This is a genomic window from Shimia sp. (genome assembly GCF_041624275.1).
Lineage (GTDB): Bacteria > Pseudomonadota > Alphaproteobacteria > Rhodobacterales > Rhodobacteraceae > Shimia.
In genome coordinates this window covers 14,781-33,778 of sequence record NZ_JBFJVE010000008.1, presented here as the reverse complement: position 1 = coordinate 33,778, position 18,998 = coordinate 14,781, and the positions used below count along the sequence as shown (strand labels likewise).

The following is an 18,998-nucleotide window of genomic DNA, read 5'->3' as shown; positions in this document are numbered from 1 at the left end:
GCAGATGATCCGCGACCGCTTCCAGCACGACACCGAGACCGTCATCGTCGGCTGGATCCCGATGTTCCACGACATGGGGCTGATCGGCAACATGATGCAGCCATCCTATGTCGGCTGCCGCTGTGTGCTGATGTCGCCGGGCGCCTTCCTTCAGGAGCCGGTGCGCTGGCTGCGGGCGATCTCGAAATACCGCGGCACCACCGCCGGGGCGCCCAATTTCGCCTTCGACCTCTGCGTCGACCGGATTGCCCCCGAGGCGCGCGCCGGGCTCGACCTGTCAAGCTGGGACGTCGCCTTCAACGGCTCGGAGCCAGTGCGGCCGCGCACCATCAAGCGCTTCAACGAATCCTTTTCGCCGCAGGGGCTGCGCCCGGAGAGCTGCTATCCCTGCTACGGCATGGCCGAATCCACGCTGATGATCACCGGGCCCGACAAGCTGACCCTGCCGGTGCTGCGCCAGATGCCCGGCCACAGGCCCGGCGACCCTTTGCGCGCGGTCAGCGTCGGGCGCACCGACGCGGCGCACGAGGTTCGCATCGTCGACCCCGAAACCCGGCGCGCCCTGGCCGAGGGCGAAGTGGGCGAGATCTGGTTTCACGGCCCCACGGTCGGCATGGGCTACTGGCGCCACGAGAACGAGACCGAGGCCCATTTCAACGCCCGGCTCGCGGGGGAACCCGGCTCTGAGACGAAACGCTATCTGCGCACCGGCGATCTCGGCTTTCTCGACGCCGGCAATCTCTTTGTCACCGGCCGGATCAAGGACGTGCTGATCCTCAACGGCAAGAACCACTATCCGCAGGATGTCGAGGCCGCCGCACAATCGAGCCACCCGGCGCTGCGCGCCAATTGCGCCGCCGCCTTTCTGGTCGATGACGGCGATCAGGAGCGGCTGGTGGTGGCGATCGAGGTCAGCCGCTCGGCGCAGCGCGATCTCGACACGCCGGCGATCGCGCGGGCCATCCGGCTGTCGGTCAGCCGGGCGCTGGGGCTGCCGGTAAGCGCGGTGGCGCTGCTGCGCCAATCGTCGATCCCGAAAACCTCGAGCGGCAAGATCCAGCGCCAGCGCTGCCGCGAGCTGTATCTTTCGGACGGGCTGATCGTGGTCGGCGAGGACGTGCGCGTGCAGCCGCCCGGTGCGGGCCCGCTCTGAGCCGGGCGGCGGCGGCGTGAAACGCCGCAACAGCCCATTATTCGCTTGAATCCTGCGGCGATTTGCGGTCCCACATGGGCGTCGCTTTCTGGATAGTTCATTGATGCTCACGAGACTTTACAACTGGACCATGGGGCTGGCGGGCCATCCCCGCGCCCTCTGGGTGCTGGCGATCATCAGCTTTGCCGAAAGCTCGGTGTTTCCGATCCCGCCCGACGTGCTGATGATCCCGATGATCCTGGCCCGGCCGGCGCGCGCCTGGCTGATCGCGCTGGTGGCGCTGGTCGCCTCGGTGCTGGGCGGGCTGCTGGGCTATGCCATCGGCGCCTTTGCCTTCGAACAGATCGGCCAGCCGATCCTTCACAGTCTCGGCAAGGCCGACGCGGTGGCCGAATTCAACAGCCGGTTCAACGATTTCGGCTTCTGGGCGGTGCTCGGCGCCGGCATCACCCCGTTTCCGTTCAAGGTCATCACCATCATGTCGGGCTGGACCGGCATGCCGCTGTCGGTCTTCGTGTCGACCGCGATCCTGGCGCGGGGGCTGCGGTTCTTTCTCGTCGCCGGTCTGCTGTGGAAATTCGGCGCACCAATTCGTGACTTTATCGAGCGGCGTCTCGGGTTTATGACGACCCTGTTCTTCCTGCTCCTGATCGGGGGCTTCGTCCTTGTGAGATTCATATGACCCTGAGCCGCCCTGTCCTCACCCTGTTGCTGACCGCCTATTCCCTGGCCTCGATCCTCGGCGCCTGGGGCTTCCAGTATATCGGCGGCCTCGCGCCCTGTGCCATGTGCTATTGGCAGCGCTGGCCGCATTGGGCGGCGATCGGGCTTGGGGTTCTGGCCTATTTCCTCGGCGCGCGGCTTTGGTATTACCTCGCGGGGCTGGCGACGCTCACCACCTCGCTGATCGGTTTCTACCATTCCGGGGTCGAGCGCAAATGGTGGCTGGGGCCAAGCTCCTGCACCGGGCGCGGGCTCAGCGCCGATTCCGGCAACCTGCTCAGCCTCGAAAACGCCGCCCCCGTGCTCTGTGACGAGATCCCTTGGATGATGTTCGGCCTGACCATGGCCAATCTCAACGCCATCGGATCGCTGGTGGTCGCCGGCCTCTGGATCTGGGCCGCGCATCGGCCCACGGGCCGGGCAGGAATTTTCTAGAAAATTCTCGCCCCTCGCCCTGCCGGGGGCCGCTACCCGGATTTGCGGGTCGCCAGCAGCAGGTTGGTTTCCGAGGTGCTGACCCCTTCGAAACGGCGGATGCGCCCGAGCACCGCGTCCAGCTCTTCCAGGGTCTCGGTGCCCAGTTCGACGATCAGGTCCCAGCGCCCGTTGGTCGAGTGAATCGCCCGCACCGCGGTCAGCCCGCCCAGCTGGCGCGAGACGCGCTCGGCGCCGCGCCCCTCGATGCCGATCATCATCAGGCCGCGCACCGGGTCGCGATGGGCATCCTGTTTCAGCACCACCGAAAAGCCGACGATGTCGCCGCGCTCGCGCAGCCGCTCGATCCGGCCGCGCACGGTGGTGCGCGAGACGCCGAGCAACAGCGCCAGATCCGACAGCGAGGCCCGCGCGTCATGGCGCAGGGCCGAGATCAGGTTGCGATCAAGATCATCCACTTCGACGCCCCGCCCTTCCGTTTCGGTTGACTCCTACCCGTATTGAACGAATTGCCGGATGTATTTCAACACATTTCGAACCCATCCTAGGTGCAGTTCAACCAAACGGATCGACAGAGATGGCCACTGAAACCTGTATTCTGATCGGCGCCCCGGTGGATTCCGGCAAGCGCCGCCGCGGCTGCCTGATGGGCCCCGATGCCTATCGCACCGCCGGAATCGCAGAGACCCTTGCCGAGCTGGGTCACAGGGTGATCGACCGCGGCAACCTTTCCCCGGCGCCGCATGACCCCGACCGCCCCGACCACCCGCTGCACGCGGTCAACGAAACCATCGGCTGGACCAAATCCCTCAGCGCCGCCGCCGAGGCGGCGATGGCCGAGGGGCTGCCGATCTTTCTTGGCGGCGACCACAGCCTGTCGGCCGGCACGGAGCTGGGGGCGGCCAATTTCGCCGCCGCCGAAGGGCGGCCGCAATTCGTGCTCTGGCTGGATGCCCACAGCGATTTCCACACCATGGAAAGCAGCGATTCGGGCAATCTGCACGGCACGCCGGTGGCCTATTTCACCGGCCATGGCCGGTTCGAGGGCTTTCCCGAGGTGGCCAACCCGGTGCCGCAGGAAAACGTCTGCATCATCGGGCTGCGCTCGGTCGATGCGGCGGAACGGGCGGCGCTTCAGTCCAGCCGCATCCATCGCCACGACATGCGCGAGATCGACGAGCATGGCATCGCCCGACCGCTGGCGGCCTTCCTGAAACGGGTGGCCGAGGCCGGCGGCCGGCTGCATGTCAGCCTTGATGTGGATTTTCTCGACCCCGACGTGGCCCCCGCCGTCGGCACCACGGTGCCCGGAGGCGCGACGGTGCGCGAGGCTCATCTGGTGATGGAAATGCTGCATGACAGCGCGCTTGTGACCTCGATGGACCTGGTGGAGCTGAACCCCTTTCTCGACACCCGTGGCCGCACCGCCAAGCTGATGGTCGATCTTGCCGCCTCGGCCCTTGGCCGGCGCATCTTCGACCGCGTCACCCGGAGCTACTGATGCGCCTGATGCAAGCCCCCGACGCGGTGGTGATGATCCGCCCGCATCATTTCTGTTCCAACCCCGAGACCCGTGACGACAATGCCTTTCAGACCCTGTCCAACCGCGACGCCGCGGCCACATCCGGGGCCGCGCTGGCCGAGTTCGACCGCGCCGTGACCGCCCTGCGCGGCGCCGGCGTGCGGGTGCATGTGTTTGACGATGAAAGCAGGGACACGCCGGACAGTGTCTTTCCCAACAACTGGTTCTCGACCCATGCCGGCGGCGATGTCGCGATCTACCCGATGTTCGCCGCCAACCGGCGCCGGGAGCGCCGGCAGGACGTCATCGAGATGCTGAAACGCGATTACCGGGTGCAGGAGGTGACCGATTTTTCCGGGCTGGAAGCGGACGGGCTGGCGCTCGAGGGCACCGGGGCCATGGTGCTCGATCACATCGGCCGCATCGCCTATACGGTGCGCTCGAACCGCGCCGACCCGATCCTGCTGGAGCGGTTCTGCACAAGGTTCAACTATGAGCCCATCGCCTTCGAGGCCCGCGACGCCATGGGGCGCGACGTCTATCACACCAATGTGCTGATGGGGGTGGCCACCGATTATGCGCTGGTCTGCCTTGATATGATCGTCGATCCCGAACGCCGCCGCACGGTCGCTGAACGGCTGGCCGAAACCGGGCGCGCGGTGATCGATCTCAGCCACGCGCAGATCGGCGAATTCGCCGGCAATGCCATCGAGCTGACCGGCGATCAGCGCATCCTTGCCCTGTCGTCGCGTGCCCTGCGCGCCCTGCGCCCCGATCAGCGCGCCATCATCGAGAAATCGGCGCGGCCGCTGCCGCTTGATATCCCCACCATTGAAACCGCCGGCGGATCGGTCCGCTGCATGCTCGCGGGAATCCACCTCACCCGCCGCCCCGAAAGGACAGTTTGATGAGCACCCCTTCCGAAAAAGCGCTGGTCCCCTTTGTCAGCGTCGACAACATGATGCGCCTCATTCACCATATCGGCGTCGAAGCGATGCTGCGCGATCTTGCCGACTATATCGAAGCCGATTTCCGCCGCTGGGAGCTGTTCGACAAGACCCCGCGTGTGGCCTCGCATTCCGATGTCGGGGTGATCGAGCTGATGCCCACCTCGGACGGTGAGGCCTATGGGTTCAAATATGTCAACGGCCACCCCAAGAACACCGCCGAGGGGCTGCAGACCGTGACCGCCTTCGGGCTTCTGGCCGATGTCTATACCGGCTATCCGGTGCTGCTCACGGAAATGACCCTGCTGACGGCGCTGCGCACGGCGGCGACCTCGGCCATGGTGGCCAAGTATCTGGCGCCCAAGGGCGCCACCACCATGGCGATGATCGGCAATGGCGCGCAATCCGAGTTCCAGTCGCTGGCGATGAAGGCGATCTGCGGTCTCGACACGATCCGGCTTTTTGACAAGGACCGGGCGGCCTCGGAGAAATGCGCCGCCAACCTGGCCGCGACCGGCCTGACCACCGTGATCTGCGACACGCCGGAAGCGGCCATCGAGGGCGCCCAGATCCTGACCACCTGCACCGCCGACAAGCAGAACGCCACGATCCTGTCGGACAACATGGTCGGCGCCGGGGTGCATATCAACGCCATCGGCGGCGACTGCCCGGGCAAGACCGAGCTGGCCAAGGGCATTCTCGAGCGTTCGGATGTGTTCGTGGAGTTTCCGCCGCAGACCCGCATCGAGGGCGAGATCCAGCAGATGGGCGAGGATTTCGCGGTCACCGAGGTCTGGCAGGTGATCACCGGCGCGGCGGCGGGCCGCACCAGCGCCCGGCAGATCACCCTGTTCGATTCGGTGGGGTTCGCGATCGAGGATTTCTCGGCCCTGCGCTATATCCGCGACCGGGTGCGGGGCACGCCCTTTCACTATGATCTCGACCTGTTGGCGGACCCCGACGATCCGCGCGATCTGTTCGGCATGCTGCAACGCGCCAAGCCCTAGGGAGAGGGCTACGCGCCCGAGCCGCCGGTACGGGGGGCCAGCCCCCCGGAGCCCCCCGGGATATTTGTCGCAAGAGAAAGCAGGGGCGCGGGGTGGTCCGCACTCAGGCGTCGAGCTCGGCATCCCAGTAGAGGAAATCGACCCAGCTTTCATGCAGGTGGTTGGGCGGGAAGCGGCGGCCCATGTTGCGCAGTTCCTCGGCCGAGGGCTGGCGCGGGGCGCGGCGCAGGCTCATGCCCGCCCGGCGCAGCGATTTCGAGCCCTTGGCCAGGTTGCAGGGGCTGCAGGCGGCGACGACATTCTGCCAGCTGGTGACGCCGCCGGCGGCGCGCGGGATGACGTGGTCGAAGGTGAGATCGCCGCGGCTGCCGCAGTACTGGCAGCGAAATTCGTCGCGCAGAAACAAATTAAAGCGCGTGAAGGCCACGCGCTTTTGAGGTCTTACATAGTCTTTCAGAACCACCACGCTGGGTATTCTGATTTCGGTACTTGGGCTTCGCACCACCGCGTCATATTCGGCGACGATGTCGACCCGGTCCATATAGGCCGCCTTGACCGCCTCCTGCCAGGGCCAGAGCGACAGCGGGTAATAGGACAGCGGCCGGTAATCGGCGTTCAGCACCAGCGCCGGATGATGCCGCGCCGCCGGTGGTCGCCTTACGAATTCGCTTCTGAAATCGCCATCCATGGTCCCGAGTCGTCCTCTGCCCCGTCTGCCTTTCACCAAGCATCGAGGCGGGCAGTCCCGCCCCGGCTCAGCTACCACTATATATCGTGGTGCCATTCTGGCAAGCCTCACGATATATGCCGCTGTGCAAGCGGTTTAGCCGTGATTTGTGACCCTGGCATGACAGGTTGGCGGGCTGAAGGGCGCCGCCGGGGCGGCTCAGCCGCCGAAGAGTTTCGACAGGGTCACGGTGATCCGGGGGTCGTTCTGGGCCACCATGCCGCCGATGCCGAAACTGCCGATGGCATTGCTCGCCTGGGCGTCGAGGCTGAGCCCCGAGTTGCCGATATGATAACGCAGGCCCGCCGCCCAGGTCGGCGTCGAGGCATCCAGCGCCACCGGGGTGACCTCGGCGATCAGCTCGAGCCCGTCGCGCAGCGCGTAGTTCAGACCCAGCCCGAGCCCGGCGATCTCGGTGCTGCCGAAGGCGGCGAGCTTGGGGTTGAGCGTGACCACCGCGCCGCCGGCGGCCTTGTAGCTGGCCAGCGCCTCGGCGAAGAACACCCCCAGCATGCGGCTGCCGATGCTGCGCCCGTAGAGCATCCGCCCCGAGAGCGAGAAGGCATCGCCGTTGTTCTGGTCGAGAAAGCGGATCTTGGGGCCGATCATGTAGCGCACGTCGGTGCGCGGCACCAGCGCGGCCGGGGCCGAGGTGCTGTCCGAGAACTGTTCGAACACCAGCTGGATCTCGCCGTCGCGGTCGGGGCTGAAGGCCAGCAGCACCCCGGCCTGATTGTCGGTGCCGTACCAGCCCGAGACCCGCGCCCTGCCCGGCTCCAGCACATCGGCGGTGCCCAGGGTGAAACCGTCCTGTTGCAGGCGGGCCTGGCGCAGGGTGACCGGGGCCGGCACGCCGCGATAGGTGTCCGGGCGTTTGGCGCCGGGCGTGTAGACCAGCTGCAGGCCGGCGAGAACCCGGTCGCCGCCGGGCCAGAAGGTCAGCGCGCTGGTCGCCGGCGTCATGCCGATGCCATTGGTGACATAGGCCTCGATCGCCCCCTTGGGGGTGATGTTGAAGCGCCCGCCGAGGGTCCAGACCGGCACCGCCTCGTAGGCGCCGCTGCTGGCGATGGTATTGGTGCCGCTGACCGGCACGTCGACGGCGCCGAAAAAGCTCAGCCGGTCGCTGGGCTTGTAGCTTGCCCCGACCCCGACCGAGGCGATGGTGCCGTAAAAGCCGGTGCCGTTGACGGTATCGGGCAGCACCGAGACCGAGGGCGTCAGGTGAAGCTGCAGTTCCGGTGACACCGCGTAGCTGATCGGCGCTTTCAGGCTGCCGATCATGACGTTGCTGCTGGCGCCGCCGAAAAGGGTCGAATCGAGCAGCACGAAGCTTTCCAGCGAGGCCTGCGCCGCAATCGAGATGCGGCTGTCGGAGTAAAGCCGGTACTTGCCCCAGAGCGCCGCCGTGGTCAGTTCCACATGGGGCGTCGAGCCGGCGATCGGGCCGCCGACGAGATCGACGTAGTTCTGCAGGTCGAGCCCCAGCGTCAGCCGGTCGCCGGGGGCGTAGCTGGCGCCGCCGAAGTAGAGCTGGTTGCCGGTGCCCGCAGCGCTGCGCGGGTCGGTCTGCGACGAGCCGACAGTCAGCGCCACCGTGCCCTCATGGGCGGTATTGGCGGTCTCCAGCGAGATCAGCCGGGTCGGCTGCTCGTGCAGCACCACCCGGCCGGGGTCGGCCTGCGCCGCGCCGGCCAGCGCCAGCGCGCCGACGGCGGCCAGACCGCACAAACCCAATCTGGAACCATCCCCGAATCCCGCCGCCATGACACTCTCCAATCCAGCAAATCCAATACCTCTCTATAGCGCGTCGGTTGCGCTTGCGAAACGGGATTTGCCGGTTTGGCGGCCGGGCCGCCGCTAGAGGCCCAGCTTGTCGCGCATGAAGGCCAGCGATACCGACAGCCCGTCGGGAGCGATACCGTGGCCGGTGCCCTTCATGACATGGGCATAGACATCGACGAAGCCGGCCTTCTGCAAGGCCTCGGCGGCCTCGGGCAGCGACTGGATCGGCACCAGGTCGTCGGCATCGCCATGCACCAGCAGCACCGGTGGTTTGCAGCGCGCCTCGTCCTCGAGCAGCTCGGGCGCCAGCAGGCGGCCAGAAAAGCCGATGATGCCGGCAACTTCATCCTCGCGGCGCGGCGCCACGTGCAGCGCCATCATCGTGCCCTGGCTGAAGCCGAACAGAACCACCTGCTCGGGCAGCACGTCTTCGTCGACCATCACCGCGTCGAGAAAGGCGTTGAGATCCTCAACCGCCGCCCGCATGCCGCGTTCGCTTTCCTCTTCCGAAGAGCCGTCGATCCAGGGAATCGGGAACCACTGGAACCCAAAGGGCATGCCGGGCACGGTTTCCGGCGCGTCGGGCGCAAGGAACAGCGTGTCGGGCAGATGTTCGGACAGCGGATCGGCCAGCCCGAGAAGGTCGGCGCCATTGGCGCCGTAGCCATGCAGAAAGATCACCACCGAACGGGTGGTGCCAGAGAGCGGCTCTTTGCGGCCGGTGGTCAAAACGCGTGTCATCAAATCCCTTCCCGGTGTTTTGCCAGACGGTAGTACGCCCAGAGGGCGCGGGCTGCAACCGACCGCCAGGGCGACCAGTCCTCGGCCATTTGCCGCAGCGCGGTTTCGCGCGGCCGGTCGGGAAGCTCGAAGAGCAGCCGCGCCGCTTCCTGCAGCGCCAGATCGCCGGGGGCGAAGACATCGGCCCGCCCGAGCGAGAACATGGCATAGATCTGGGCGGTCCAGGGGCCGATGCCGCTGATCGCGGTCAGGGTGGCGATGACCTCGGCATCCGGCGCCCTGCGCAGCGCCGCGTAATCAAGGCCGGCCGCGGCCAGGGCGCGGGCATAGCGCATCTTCGGCCGGCTGAGGCCGCAGGCGCGCAGGGCCTCGTCGCTGGCCTCGCCGATCGCGCCCGGCCCGGTCAGACCCGCGAGCTGAAGGCGCTGCCAGATCGCCGCCGCCGAGGCGGTGCTGACCTGCTGGCCGACGATGGCATTCAGCAGGGCTGCGAAACCGTCGGCGCGCAGGCGCAGCGGCAGCGGTCCGGTGACCTCGAGCACCCGGCCAAAGCGCGAATCGCGCGCCGCCAGCCAGGTCGCCCCCTCGGCAAGGCAGGTTTCGTCGCGGATGATGCGCCCGAGGCTCATGCCCCGGCCTCGTGGAGCCCGTGATACATATTCAAATTACGCAAAGTATTTTCCACCGGATATGGACCTTCAAGGGTTAAGCAGTTAACGCTGGCCGCATGAGCCACACCGTAGACGATACCCGCGCCCGGCGCACCGTTTTCATCCTTGTTCTGGCACAGGCCTTTCTCGGGGCCCAGATGCCGATGATCTTTACCATCGGCGGGCTGGCGGGCCAGTCACTGGCACCCAATGTCTGCCTTGCCACGCTGCCGATCTCGCTGATTGTCGTCGGCTCGATGCTGGCGGCAACGCCGCTCTCGGCGGTGATGCAGAAATATGGCCGGCGGACCGGGTTTCTCGTCGGGGCCGCCGGCGGCGCGGCGGGCGGCGCGATCGGTGCCTATGGGCTTTATCTCGGCAGTTTCCCGGTCTTTCTTCTGGGCAGCCTGCTGACCGGGATCTACATGAGCGCTCAGGGGTTCTACCGCTTTGCCGCCGCCGACACCGCCTCCGAGGCCTTCCGGCCCAAGGCGATCTCTTACGTCATGGCCGGCGGCCTGGCCTCGGCGATCATCGGGCCGCAGCTGGTCAAGGTGACCAGCGACGCCATGGTGATCCCGTTCCTTGGCTCCTATCTCGGCGTCATCACCATCAACGTGGTCGGCGCGGCGCTGTTCCTGTTCATCGACATACCCAAACCGGCACCGCCGACGGCCGATACGCCGCGTGGGCGCAGCCGCTGGGAGCTTATCACCACGCCGCGTATCGCGGTCGCGGTGATCTGCGCCATGGTGTCCTATGCGCTGATGAATCTGGTGATGACCTCGACGCCGCTGGCGGTGGTCGGCTGCGGTTTCGAACAGAATGCCGCCGCCGATGTGGTCACGGCGCATGTGCTGGCGATGTTCGTGCCCTCGTTCTTCACCGGCCACCTGATCGCCCGCTTCGGTGTCGAGCGGATCGTGGCGACCGGGCTCGTGATCCTGGCCGGGGCCGGCGCGGTGGGCCTGCAGGGGGTCGAGCTGGAGAATTTCTTCGTCGCGCTGGTGCTGCTTGGTGTGGGCTGGAACTTCGGCTTCATCGGCGCCACCACCATGCTCGCCGGCGCCCATGAGCCGCATGAGCGCGGCCGTATGCAGGGGCTGAACGACCTGATCGTCTTTGGCGGTGTCACCGTGGCCTCGCTGGCCTCGGGCGGGCTGATGAACTGCTCGGGCGGCGATGCGGTCACCGGCTGGACCTCGGTCAACCTGGCGATGGCGCCCTTCCTGATGCTGGCCGGCGGGGCGCTGATCTGGCTGGTGCTGCGACCCGAAGAGATCCGCCAGTAGAGATCCGCCCGTAACCCGCCGCTACCAGCGGCCGGTCAGGGCCCGGAAGGTCAGCGACAGGGTCTGGCGCAGGGCGCCCTGCCCGAGGGCCGCATCGGCCACCCGCTCGGGCCGGGCCGCCGCCTGTTGCAAGACCGCCTCGGCCTGCCAGCCCGCCAGCAGCGCCTGCCCCGCCGGGCCGCGCAGGGCGCCCCGGTTGCGGCGCGCGGTGCGCAGCCGTTGCAGGGCAGCCTCGGCCAGAAGCGCCACCGCCTCGGGGCGGCCATCGACCAGCGGCACCCGCTGGCGCGATTCAAGGTCGGGGATGGCACAGAGCCAGTTGGCGACCCCGACCCCATAGGCAAAATCGCGCACCACGCCTTCCTCGGCCTCGCCGAGGGCGCGCGCCGCGACCCAGATCAGGTTGCCGGAGGTGGCGTCGATATACTGCGCGAAATGGGCCGCGTCCTCGAAGGGATCCTTGTAGATGTCCCAGCGCCGCGCCGCGACCAGCTGATCGAGGTTGCGCACCGCCTCGGCGTCGAGAAATTCGGCCAGCGGGCTCACCACCTCGTGGCGGCGCACCGCCTTGCCGGCGGCGATCTCTTCCAGCGCGTCGCGCCACCATTGCAGGCGCATCTCGGCGATCATCGTCTCTTGCGTCAGCCAGGGCGCGCGGGCCACCTCGAGGTTGAAGGCATAGAGCGGAAACAGGATGTCGCGGGCCTCGGGGCGCGCCGCCATGGTGGCGCGAAAGCGGTCCGGGTCGCCGCGCTGCACCAGCCCGGCGCAGGCGGCTATGTCGTCCTCGGTGGTCATCGGTGTCGTCTTTCCCGTTTCCTGTCCGGTCGCAGCCTCAGCCGGCCCGCACCGCGCCGTCGCGCAACAGCTTCCAGTTCAGCGCCTCGAGCAGCGCCTCGAAAGAGGCATCGACGATATTGGCCGAAACCCCGACCGTGGCCCAGCGGCGCCCGCCTTCATCCTCGAAATCTATGATGACCCGGGTCACCGCCTCGGTGCCGCCATTGGTGATGCGCACCTTGAAGTCGACCAGCCGCACCCCGTCGATGATGTCCTGATAGGGGCCGAGATCCTGTTTCAGCGCCTGCCAGAGCGCGTTCACCGGCCCGTCGTCGCTCATCTCGTTGGCATGTTCGTTCTTGTAATAGGAGGTGGTCTTGGTGCCGCTGGGCAGCTGCACGGTGACCACCGCCTCGCTCTCGACCACCAGATGGCCACGGGCATTGCGGCGCCGCTCGGAGATCACCCGGTAGCGTTCGACCTCGAAAAAGCTCTTGGCCAGCCCCAGTTCGGACCGCGCCAGCAGTTCGAAACTGGCCTGGGCGCTGTCATAGCTATAGCCCTCGGCCTCGCGCTCCTTGATCCGGTTGAGGATCTGCCCCAGCGCCGGGTTGCCCTTTTCGACGCTCAGCCCGGCATCGGTCAGGCGTTTGCGCAGGTTGGACTGCCCGGCCTGGTTCGACATCGGGATCACCCGTTCGTTGCCGACCACGCCCGGTTCGATATGTTCGTAAGTGGACGGATCCTTGAGGATGGCGCTGGCATGCAGCCCCGCCTTGTGGGCAAAGGCCGAGGCGCCGACATAGGCCGCCTGTTTCATCGGCACCCGGTTCAGGATGTCATCCAGCAGCCGGCTGGCGCGGGTCAGCCCGGCAAGGGCCTCGGGGGTGACACCGATCTCATAGGCGCTGGCATAGGGTTCCTTCAGCAAAAGCGTCGGGATCAGCGTGGTCAGATTGGCATTGCCACAGCGCTCGCCCAGACCGTTGAGGGTGCCTTGGATCTGGCGCGCGCCGGCATCGACGGCGGCCAGCGAATTGGCCACCGCATGTTCGGTGTCATTATGGGTGTGGATGCCCAGATGGCTGCCCGGAATGCCGGCCGCGATCACCGCCTTGGTGATGGCATAGACCTCGCGCGGCAGGGCGCCGCCATTGGTGTCGCACAGCACGATCCAGCGCGCCCCCGCGTCATGGGCGGCCTTGACCACCTCGAGCGCATAGGCCGGGTTGGCCTTGTAGCCGTCAAAGAAATGCTCGGCGTCAAACAGCGCCTCGCGCCCCTGCGCCACCAGATAGGCGACCGAGCGGGCGACGTTCTCGGTGTTTTCGGCCAGGGTGATGCCAAGCGCGGTCTCGACGTGGAAATCATGGGATTTGCCGACCAGACAGACGGCGGGGGTGCCGGCGTTCATCACCGCCGCCAGCACGTCGTCGTTCTCGGCCGACATGCCGGCGCGCTTGGTCATGCCGAAGGCGGTGAAGGTCGCGGCCATTTGCGGCCGGGTCTCGAAGAACTCGCTGTCGGTGGGGTTGGCGCCGGGCCAGCCGCCCTCGACGTAATCGACGCCAAGCGCGTCCAGAACCGCGGCGATCTGCGCCTTTTCCGGGGTCGAGAACTGCACCCCTTGCGTCTGCTGGCCGTCGCGCAGCGTGGTGTCGTAAAGATAGAGACGTTCCTTGGTCATGCGCGGGCCCTCCCCGCCCCGGACCTGATCCGGGGCCTCGATTCATTTGTTGGCAGGAGATCCCGGATCGGGTCCGAGACGGGTGTCATAGAGGTCTGAGGTCGCCTTTCCGGGCCGCTTGCGGACCGGTTCGCCCCCGACCCGCCCCCCAGGGCGGGGGCGAAAACGCGCCCCCCCACGTGCCGGGGGCAAACCTGTGTTGCGAGCAGGATCATAGCAGGCCCTCCAGCTTGGCGGCATCAAAGCCGGCGCCGGGCAGAAGTTCCACGCCCGCCTTGCTCATCCGCACCTCGACCCCGGCCGCGATCAGCGCGGATTTCAGCCGGTCAACCTCAGAGAAGTCCTTGGTTTGCATGGCTTTGGTGCGGGCGGTGGCGAGTAGAGTTTGATAGGCGGACAAATCGCAGGCCGTGGCCCAGCTGCCCATCGCCTCGGTGAGAAGGCCCAGCATTCGCGCGCCAGCCAACAGGCCCGCCGCATCTTCAGCCCCGGCCAACCGGTGCAGTTCCGCGATGGCTCCGGCGGTGTTGAGATCATCCGCCAAGGCATCGACCACCGCCACGGGCACCTGTGCGGCAGGTGCGACGCCCTCGGCGATCAGCCGCCATTGCCGCAGCGTCTTCTCCGCCTCTTCCGCCTTCTTCGCGGTCCAGTCCATCGGCTTGCGGTAATGGGTCGACAGGAACACGAAGCGGATCACCTCGCCCGGCACCGCAGGCTGGCCATCATGGCCATCCAGCAGATCGCGGACGGTGAAGAAATTGCCCAGGCTCTTGGACATCTTCTTGCCCTCGACCTGCAGCATCTCGTTGTGCAGCCAGACATTGGCAAAGCCTTTGCCATCTTCCGCATGCCCCGAGGCACAGCAGCTTTGCGCGATCTCGTTTTCATGATGCGGGAATTGCAGGTCGTTGCCGCCGCCGTGGATATCGAAGCTCTCGCCCAAGAGGTCCTTGGACATCGCCGAACATTCGATATGCCAGCCCGGACGCCCGCGCCCCCATGGGCTGTCCCAGCCCGGCAGATCAGCGCTCGACGGTTTCCACAGCACGAAATCCATCGGGTCTTCCTTGTAGGGGGCGACCTCGACCCGTGCCCCGGCGATCATGTCATCCACAGACCGCCCCGACAGCGCGCCATAGTGCTTGTATTCGCGCACCCGGAACAGCACATGGCCGTCCTTGGCATAGGCAAACCCGTCGGCGATCAGGGTTTCGATCATCGCGATCATCTGCGGGATATAGGCGGTGGCGCGCGGCATTGCCTTTTGATGATCGGGATCATCTTTGATGGCGGGCTCCAGCGCCCCCAGCGCCGCCATGTCGTCGAGATACCACTGCGTGGTCTCGGCGGTGATCTCGGCAATCGGCCGCCCGCTTTCGGCGGCGCGGGCGTTGATCTTGTCGTCGACGTCGGTGAAGTTGCGCACATAGGTCACATGCTCTGGCCCGTAGACATGGCGCAGCAGCCGGTTCAGCACATCGAAGACCACCACCGGGCGGGCATTGCCGATATGGGCCCGGTCATAGACCGTGGGGCCACAGACATACATCCGCACATTCTTGTCGTCGATGGGCTCGAAGACCTCTTTCTTGCGGGATTTCGTATTGTGCAGTCTGATCGTCGTCATGTCTCGTCCTCAGGCGCAGATGCGCTCGCGGCGGGCTTAGCAACTTCAGATCATGTTTGGAATAGAAGAACGGCCCGCCAGATTGTCTCAGCAGGGAATGCAGCAGGTAATGATGATGCGTGCGGTGTTCATGGCGCGACCATAGGCGGGCCCGGGATGCGGGTCAAGCACCCGGCCATGGGGCATCGGCCCCTGACAGGATTCGGCACTTGCCCCCCTTGGGGCCCCTTGCGGCGGCGGGTTACGCCGAACCGGGTTCGGAATTTTGACGCCTGCCCGAATTGCATTTGACCAGCGGCGGCATTGTCTGGCTTTTTCTCGGGCAAAATCGCCCCAAAGGACATGTCATGCAGCTTTCACACCGTATCACCCATCTGACCGGCGGCGGCTCGGACGGCTGGGATGTCTTCTATCGCTCGCGCCGGATGATCGCCGAGGGCGTGGCGGTGACAGAACTGACCATCGGTGAACATGACATCGGCACCGACCAGAGCATTCTCGACGCCATGCACCGCTCGGCCAGCGGCGGCCATACCGGCTATGCCATGGTGCCCGGCATCGCCTCGCTGCGCCGCGCGGTGGCGGAGCGCATCGAGGCCCAGAGCGGTGTTGCCACCGGCCCCGAGAACATCCTCATCACCCCCGGCGGGCAGGCGGCACTGTTCGCGGCCCATATGGCGGCCTGCAACCCCGGCGACCGGGCGCTGTACCTCGACCCGCATTACGCCACCTATCCCGGCACCCTCCGCGGCGCCGGCGCGATTCCGGTGGCGGTGCCGACCCGCCCCGAGGACGCCTTCCTGCCCCGCGCCGAAGAGATCGACGCCCGCGCCGAGGGCGCCGCCTCGCTCCTGATCAACACCCCCAACAACCCCACCGGCACGGTCTATGACCGCCCGACCCTCGAGGGTATCGCCGAGGTCTGCCGGCGCCGCGACCTGTGGCTGATCTCGGACGAGGTCTATGACACCCAGGTCTGGGAGGGCCGCCATCTCAGCCCGCGCGCCCTGCCCGGCATGGCCGAGCGCACGCTGGTCGTCGGCTCGATGTCGAAAAGCCATGCCATGACCGGCAGCCGCATCGGCTGGATCTGCGGCCCCGAAGCGGCGATCGCCCATCTCGTCACCCTTGCAACGCATACCACCTACGGCGTCGCCGGCTTCGTGCAGGACGCCGCCGAATTCGCCCTCGCGCAGGGCCCGGAGCTGGAACAGCGCATCGCCGCCCCCTTCCGCCGCCGCCGTGACCTGGCGACCGGGATCATCGCCGCCCAGAAGGCGGTGACGCTGATCCCCTCCCGCGGCGCGATGTACCTGATGCTCGACATCCGCGCCACCGGGCTTGACGGCGAGACCTTCGCCAACCGCCTGCTCGACGCGCATCGGATCGCGGTCATGCCCGGCGAAAGCTTCGGCCCCTCGGCCGCCGGCCATGTGCGGGTGGCGATGACCATCGAGGACGCGGGTTTCGCGGCGGCGCTGAAGTGTCTCTGCGACTTCGCCGCCGGCCTCGCCGGCACCGGCTGAGGGCCATCCCCGAGGATCAAAAACGACATCGGGTCGTTTTCGGTTCAGACGTGCCCGATTCTGTCGGCAAAGCTTGCGCGGCAGGAGGACATGATTTGCAGGGCAGCCGCAGCAAGATTCATCTGGTGGTGGTCACCATCGGCGCCGAGCGCGGCCGCGCCGCCCGTGGCCGGCCTGTCTTCGACATCTGACCTAGACACAGATCTCGAAACCCACTGACAGGACCCGAAAAATGACCCAGACCACGTCCCGCCGCTCCGGCGGCCGCACTGCCCGCCGGGCAGCCCGCAGCGCACCCCTCAGCGCCGAGATGCGCCCGATACGCCCCGGTATGGAGGGCGGCATCTTCAAACCCCTGAGCGAGGCCCAGATGGGCCGCATCCACCAGGCCGCACTCGAGGCGCTGGCGACCATCGGCCTTGCCGATGCGCCGCCCTCGGGGGTGGCCCATCTGCGGGCCGCCGGCGCGCTCCTGGGCGATGACGGCCGCATCCGCTTCCCCCGCGCCGTGGTCGAGACCGCGCTGGCCAATGCCTGCCGCGACATCACCCTCTACAGCCGCGACGGGCAGAACGATCTTTCGCTGTCGGGGGCAAGGGTGCATTTCGGCACCGCCGGCGCCGCCGTCAGCATGGTCGACGTCCAGGGGCGCCACTACCGCGATTCCACCGTGCAGGACCTGCATGATGCGGCGCGCATCACCGACCGGCTCGACAATATCCACTTCCTGCAGCGGCCGATGGTCTGCCGCGACATCGCCGACAACCGCGAGATGGACCTCAACACCATCTACGCCGCCTGTTCCGGCACCAGCAAACATGTCGGCACCTCGTTCACCGACCCCGACTATGTCGCGGATGCGCTGAAGATGCTGCACCTGATCGCCGGCGGCGAAGCGGCCTGGCGGGCGCGCCCCTTCGTCAGCAACTCGAACTGTTTCGTGGTGCCGCCGATGAAATTCGCCACCGAAAGCTGCCAGGTGATGGAGAACTGCATCGCCGGCGGCATGCCGGTGCTGTTGCTCTCGGCCGGCATGGCCGGGGCCACCGCGCCCTCGACCGTGGCCGGCGCCATCGTTCAGGCGGTGGCCGAATGCCTCGCCGGCCTGGTCTATGTCAATGCCGTCAGCCCCGGCCACCCGGCGATCTTCGGCACCTGGCCCTTCGGGCTCGACCTGCGCACCGGCGCCATGACCGGCGGCTCGGGCGAACAGGCGCTCCTGACCGCCGGCTGCGCCCAGATGCACCGTTTCTACGGCCTGCCGGGCGGCGCCGCGGCCGGGATGACCGATGCCAAGCTGCCCGACATGCAGGCCGGATGGGAACAGATGTGTTCGAACCTTCTGGCCGGCCTCTCGGGGCTCAACATGGTCTACGAGGCCGCCGGCATGCATGCCTCGCTGCTCGGCTTCTGCCATGAATCGCTGATCCTCGGCGACGACCTCATCGGCCAGGCGCTGCGGGTGCTGCGCGGCATCGAGGTCGACGACGCGACGCTGGCGCTCGACCAGATGCGCGCGGTCTGCCTTGGCGGTCCGGGCCATTACCTCGGCACGCCCGAAACCCTGGCGCGCATGCAGTCGGACTATGTCTACCCGGCGCTCGGCGACCGCAGCTCGCCCAAGGAATGGGCCGAGACCGGCAAGCCCGACCTCGCCGAAAAGGCCAGCGCCCGCAAGGAAGAGATCCTGTCGCGCCCCTCGGCGGCACGCTTCGATCCGGAGCTGGACCGCAGGATCCGGGCGCAGTTCCGCATCCACCTGCCGGCCTGATCTCGCAGGGCCGCTTTCTCTTGCCCCAAATATCCCGGGGGAGCCGCGTCCTTTTCAGCGAAAAGGGCGCGGCGGGGGCAGCGCCCCAAAACCGCCCCGGCACAGGCCCGACGCCGGCCAAAGGAGAACCGGGGCCAAAACGAAAAACGGGGTCAAATGAAAAACGGGGGGCCCAAGGCCCCCCAGTTTCGCCACTCAGACTCACTCATTGATACCGCTCGTTGTCTTTTGCCTGCGGCCTGAGCGTCGTGCCGGGGCGAGCGCACCCGCCCCGTGTCTCGTTTGGGGCCGAAGCCCCCTACCCAAGGGCCCCCCCGGGATTCTCTGGCTGGATCAACCCTTCGGCGGGAAAGGATCCTTGCCATAAGTATTCCTCTCGCGGATCTTGCCTTCTGTATTCTTTAGATAGGCTTCCCCACCATGATCACGTGCTCGATCTTTCGAATACGCCCAAGCTTCCGCTTGAGTGTCTGAGACTTTTGACGCTCGGGAAGCGCCTTCACGTTTGCTTTCCCATTTTCCGTCAGACCGTTTTTGGGTCCAAAAGTTGTCACTGTTCGCCATGGCAAACCTCACTTATTCACAGGTCCCCGTAACAAGTTGAGGATAAGTCTTGGGACAA

At 66.8% G+C, this 18,998-nt stretch carries 18 protein-coding genes; 9 read left to right on the top strand and 9 right to left on the bottom strand.

Going from position 1 to position 18,998, the window contains the following annotated elements:
• From ABZD10_RS01550 to ABZD10_RS01540, 3 genes are all read left to right on the top strand, one after another.
• Positions 1–1,153 (top strand): fatty acyl-AMP ligase (locus ABZD10_RS01550; RefSeq protein ID WP_372884343.1); only part of this gene is annotated, 1,153 nt, incomplete at its 5' end.
• 103 nt (positions 1,154–1,256) lie between these two features.
• Positions 1,257–1,835, top strand: coding sequence for a YqaA family protein (locus tag ABZD10_RS01545; RefSeq protein WP_372884342.1), 579 nt, complete (start codon positions 1,257–1,259; stop codon positions 1,833–1,835).
• A complete protein-coding gene (locus ABZD10_RS01540; RefSeq protein ID WP_372884341.1) occupies positions 1,832–2,311 on the top strand; it encodes a disulfide bond formation protein B in 480 nt (159 codons plus the stop codon). Before ABZD10_RS01545 ends, ABZD10_RS01540 begins: the two co-directional genes overlap by 4 nt.
• Before the next feature lie 32 nt (positions 2,312–2,343).
• Here ABZD10_RS01540 and ABZD10_RS01535 read toward each other — a convergent pair whose 3' ends face one another.
• Positions 2,344–2,769 carry an Lrp/AsnC family transcriptional regulator gene (locus ABZD10_RS01535; RefSeq protein ID WP_372884340.1) on the bottom strand — a complete coding sequence of 142 codons (426 nt, stop codon included), beginning with the start codon at positions 2,767–2,769 and terminating at the stop codon, positions 2,344–2,346.
• A 119-nt stretch (positions 2,770–2,888) separates the two neighbouring features.
• Here ABZD10_RS01535 and rocF point away from each other — a divergent pair, with 119 nt between their 5' ends.
• The 3 genes from rocF to ABZD10_RS01520 are packed head-to-tail and all read left to right on the top strand — an operon-like array spanning position 2,889 to position 5,787.
• A complete protein-coding gene (gene rocF, locus ABZD10_RS01530) occupies positions 2,889–3,812 on the top strand; it encodes an arginase (protein ID WP_372884339.1) in 924 nt (307 codons plus the stop codon).
• Positions 3,812–4,741, top strand: a complete 930-nt coding sequence (gene ctlX / locus ABZD10_RS01525) for a citrulline utilization hydrolase CtlX (RefSeq protein ID WP_372884338.1) — start codon at positions 3,812–3,814, stop codon at positions 4,739–4,741. The genes rocF and ctlX overlap by 1 nt, the downstream gene beginning before the upstream one ends.
• Positions 4,741–5,787 carry an ornithine cyclodeaminase gene (locus ABZD10_RS01520; RefSeq protein WP_372884337.1) on the top strand — a complete coding sequence of 349 codons (1,047 nt, stop codon included), beginning with the start codon at positions 4,741–4,743 and terminating at the stop codon, positions 5,785–5,787. The genes ctlX and ABZD10_RS01520 overlap by 1 nt, the downstream gene beginning before the upstream one ends.
• 103 nt (positions 5,788–5,890) lie before the next feature.
• Here the strand turns inward: ABZD10_RS01520 and ABZD10_RS01515 are convergent, their stop codons facing one another.
• From ABZD10_RS01515 to ABZD10_RS01500, 4 genes are all read right to left on the bottom strand, one after another.
• Positions 5,891–6,475 carry an HNH endonuclease gene (locus ABZD10_RS01515; protein ID WP_372884336.1) on the bottom strand — a complete coding sequence of 195 codons (585 nt, stop codon included), beginning with the start codon at positions 6,473–6,475 and terminating at the stop codon, positions 5,891–5,893.
• A gap of 198 nt (positions 6,476–6,673) precedes the next feature.
• Entirely contained in the window at positions 6,674–8,281 is a 1,608-nt protein-coding gene (locus tag ABZD10_RS01510) for a hypothetical protein (RefSeq protein WP_372884335.1), read from the bottom strand.
• A 93-nt stretch (positions 8,282–8,374) separates the two neighbouring features.
• Positions 8,375–9,040, bottom strand: a complete 666-nt coding sequence (locus ABZD10_RS01505; RefSeq protein ID WP_372884334.1) for an alpha/beta hydrolase — start codon at positions 9,038–9,040, stop codon at positions 8,375–8,377.
• On the bottom strand, positions 9,040–9,669 hold the full coding sequence (locus tag ABZD10_RS01500; protein ID WP_372884333.1) for a DNA-3-methyladenine glycosylase: 630 nt from the start codon (positions 9,667–9,669) through the stop codon (positions 9,040–9,042). Before ABZD10_RS01500 ends, ABZD10_RS01505 begins: the two co-directional genes overlap by 1 nt.
• A gap of 98 nt (positions 9,670–9,767) precedes the next feature.
• On the opposite strand from ABZD10_RS01500, the gene ABZD10_RS01495 reads away from it, so the two are divergent.
• A complete protein-coding gene (locus ABZD10_RS01495) occupies positions 9,768–10,982 on the top strand; it encodes an MFS transporter (RefSeq protein WP_372884332.1) in 1,215 nt (404 codons plus the stop codon).
• Between the two features lie 21 nt (positions 10,983–11,003).
• On the opposite strand, the gene ABZD10_RS01490 is transcribed toward ABZD10_RS01495, so the two are convergent.
• From ABZD10_RS01490 to cysS, 3 genes are all read right to left on the bottom strand, one after another.
• Positions 11,004–11,780, bottom strand: a complete 777-nt coding sequence (locus ABZD10_RS01490; protein WP_372884331.1) for a squalene/phytoene synthase family protein — start codon at positions 11,778–11,780, stop codon at positions 11,004–11,006.
• Between the two features lie 37 nt (positions 11,781–11,817).
• The gene (gene cimA, locus ABZD10_RS01485) at positions 11,818–13,449 is read right to left on the bottom strand and encodes a citramalate synthase (protein WP_372884330.1); all 1,632 of its coding nucleotides are present in this window, start codon (positions 13,447–13,449) and stop codon (positions 11,818–11,820) included.
• A 211-nt stretch (positions 13,450–13,660) separates the two neighbouring features.
• Positions 13,661–15,079, bottom strand: coding sequence for a cysteine--tRNA ligase (gene cysS / locus ABZD10_RS01480; RefSeq protein WP_372884329.1), 1,419 nt, complete (start codon positions 15,077–15,079; stop codon positions 13,661–13,663).
• 347 nt (positions 15,080–15,426) lie between these two features.
• Here cysS and ABZD10_RS01475 point away from each other — a divergent pair, with 347 nt between their 5' ends.
• Together ABZD10_RS01475 and ABZD10_RS01470 are read left to right on the top strand one after the other, a co-directional pair.
• The gene (locus ABZD10_RS01475; RefSeq protein ID WP_372884328.1) at positions 15,427–16,605 is read left to right on the top strand and encodes a pyridoxal phosphate-dependent aminotransferase; all 1,179 of its coding nucleotides are present in this window, start codon (positions 15,427–15,429) and stop codon (positions 16,603–16,605) included.
• A gap of 232 nt (positions 16,606–16,837) precedes the next feature.
• Positions 16,838–18,376, top strand: coding sequence for a trimethylamine methyltransferase family protein (locus ABZD10_RS01470; RefSeq protein ID WP_372884327.1), 1,539 nt, complete (start codon positions 16,838–16,840; stop codon positions 18,374–18,376).
• A gap of 333 nt (positions 18,377–18,709) precedes the next feature.
• Here the strand turns inward: ABZD10_RS01470 and ABZD10_RS01465 are convergent, their stop codons facing one another.
• A complete protein-coding gene (locus ABZD10_RS01465) occupies positions 18,710–18,940 on the bottom strand; it encodes a DUF2188 domain-containing protein (RefSeq protein WP_372884326.1) in 231 nt (76 codons plus the stop codon).
• Between the last annotated feature and the right edge of the window lie 58 nt (positions 18,941–18,998).

Coding starts and splice junctions, on each gene's coding strand:
- cimA (WP_372884330.1), bottom strand. CDS start 13,449: ATGACCAAGGAACGTCTCTATCTTTACGACACCACGCTGCGCGACGGC.
- ABZD10_RS01475 (WP_372884328.1), top strand. CDS start 15,427: ATGCAGCTTTCACACCGTATCACCCATCTGACCGGCGGCGGCTCGGAC.
- ABZD10_RS01520 (WP_372884337.1), top strand. CDS start 4,741: ATGAGCACCCCTTCCGAAAAAGCGCTGGTCCCCTTTGTCAGCGTCGAC.
- rocF (WP_372884339.1), top strand. CDS start 2,889: ATGGCCACTGAAACCTGTATTCTGATCGGCGCCCCGGTGGATTCCGGC.
- cysS (WP_372884329.1), bottom strand. CDS start 15,079: ATGACGACGATCAGACTGCACAATACGAAATCCCGCAAGAAAGAGGTC.
- ABZD10_RS01540 (WP_372884341.1), top strand. CDS start 1,832: ATGACCCTGAGCCGCCCTGTCCTCACCCTGTTGCTGACCGCCTATTCC.
- ABZD10_RS01500 (WP_372884333.1), bottom strand. CDS start 9,669: ATGAGCCTCGGGCGCATCATCCGCGACGAAACCTGCCTTGCCGAGGGG.
- ctlX (WP_372884338.1), top strand. CDS start 3,812: ATGCGCCTGATGCAAGCCCCCGACGCGGTGGTGATGATCCGCCCGCAT.
- ABZD10_RS01495 (WP_372884332.1), top strand. CDS start 9,768: ATGAGCCACACCGTAGACGATACCCGCGCCCGGCGCACCGTTTTCATC.
- ABZD10_RS01510 (WP_372884335.1), bottom strand. CDS start 8,281: ATGGCGGCGGGATTCGGGGATGGTTCCAGATTGGGTTTGTGCGGTCTG.
- ABZD10_RS01545 (WP_372884342.1), top strand. CDS start 1,257: ATGCTCACGAGACTTTACAACTGGACCATGGGGCTGGCGGGCCATCCC.
- ABZD10_RS01515 (WP_372884336.1), bottom strand. CDS start 6,475: ATGGATGGCGATTTCAGAAGCGAATTCGTAAGGCGACCACCGGCGGCG.
- ABZD10_RS01465 (WP_372884326.1), bottom strand. CDS start 18,940: ATGGCGAACAGTGACAACTTTTGGACCCAAAAACGGTCTGACGGAAAA.
- ABZD10_RS01470 (WP_372884327.1), top strand. CDS start 16,838: ATGACCCAGACCACGTCCCGCCGCTCCGGCGGCCGCACTGCCCGCCGG.
- ABZD10_RS01505 (WP_372884334.1), bottom strand. CDS start 9,040: ATGACACGCGTTTTGACCACCGGCCGCAAAGAGCCGCTCTCTGGCACC.
- ABZD10_RS01490 (WP_372884331.1), bottom strand. CDS start 11,780: ATGACCACCGAGGACGACATAGCCGCCTGCGCCGGGCTGGTGCAGCGC.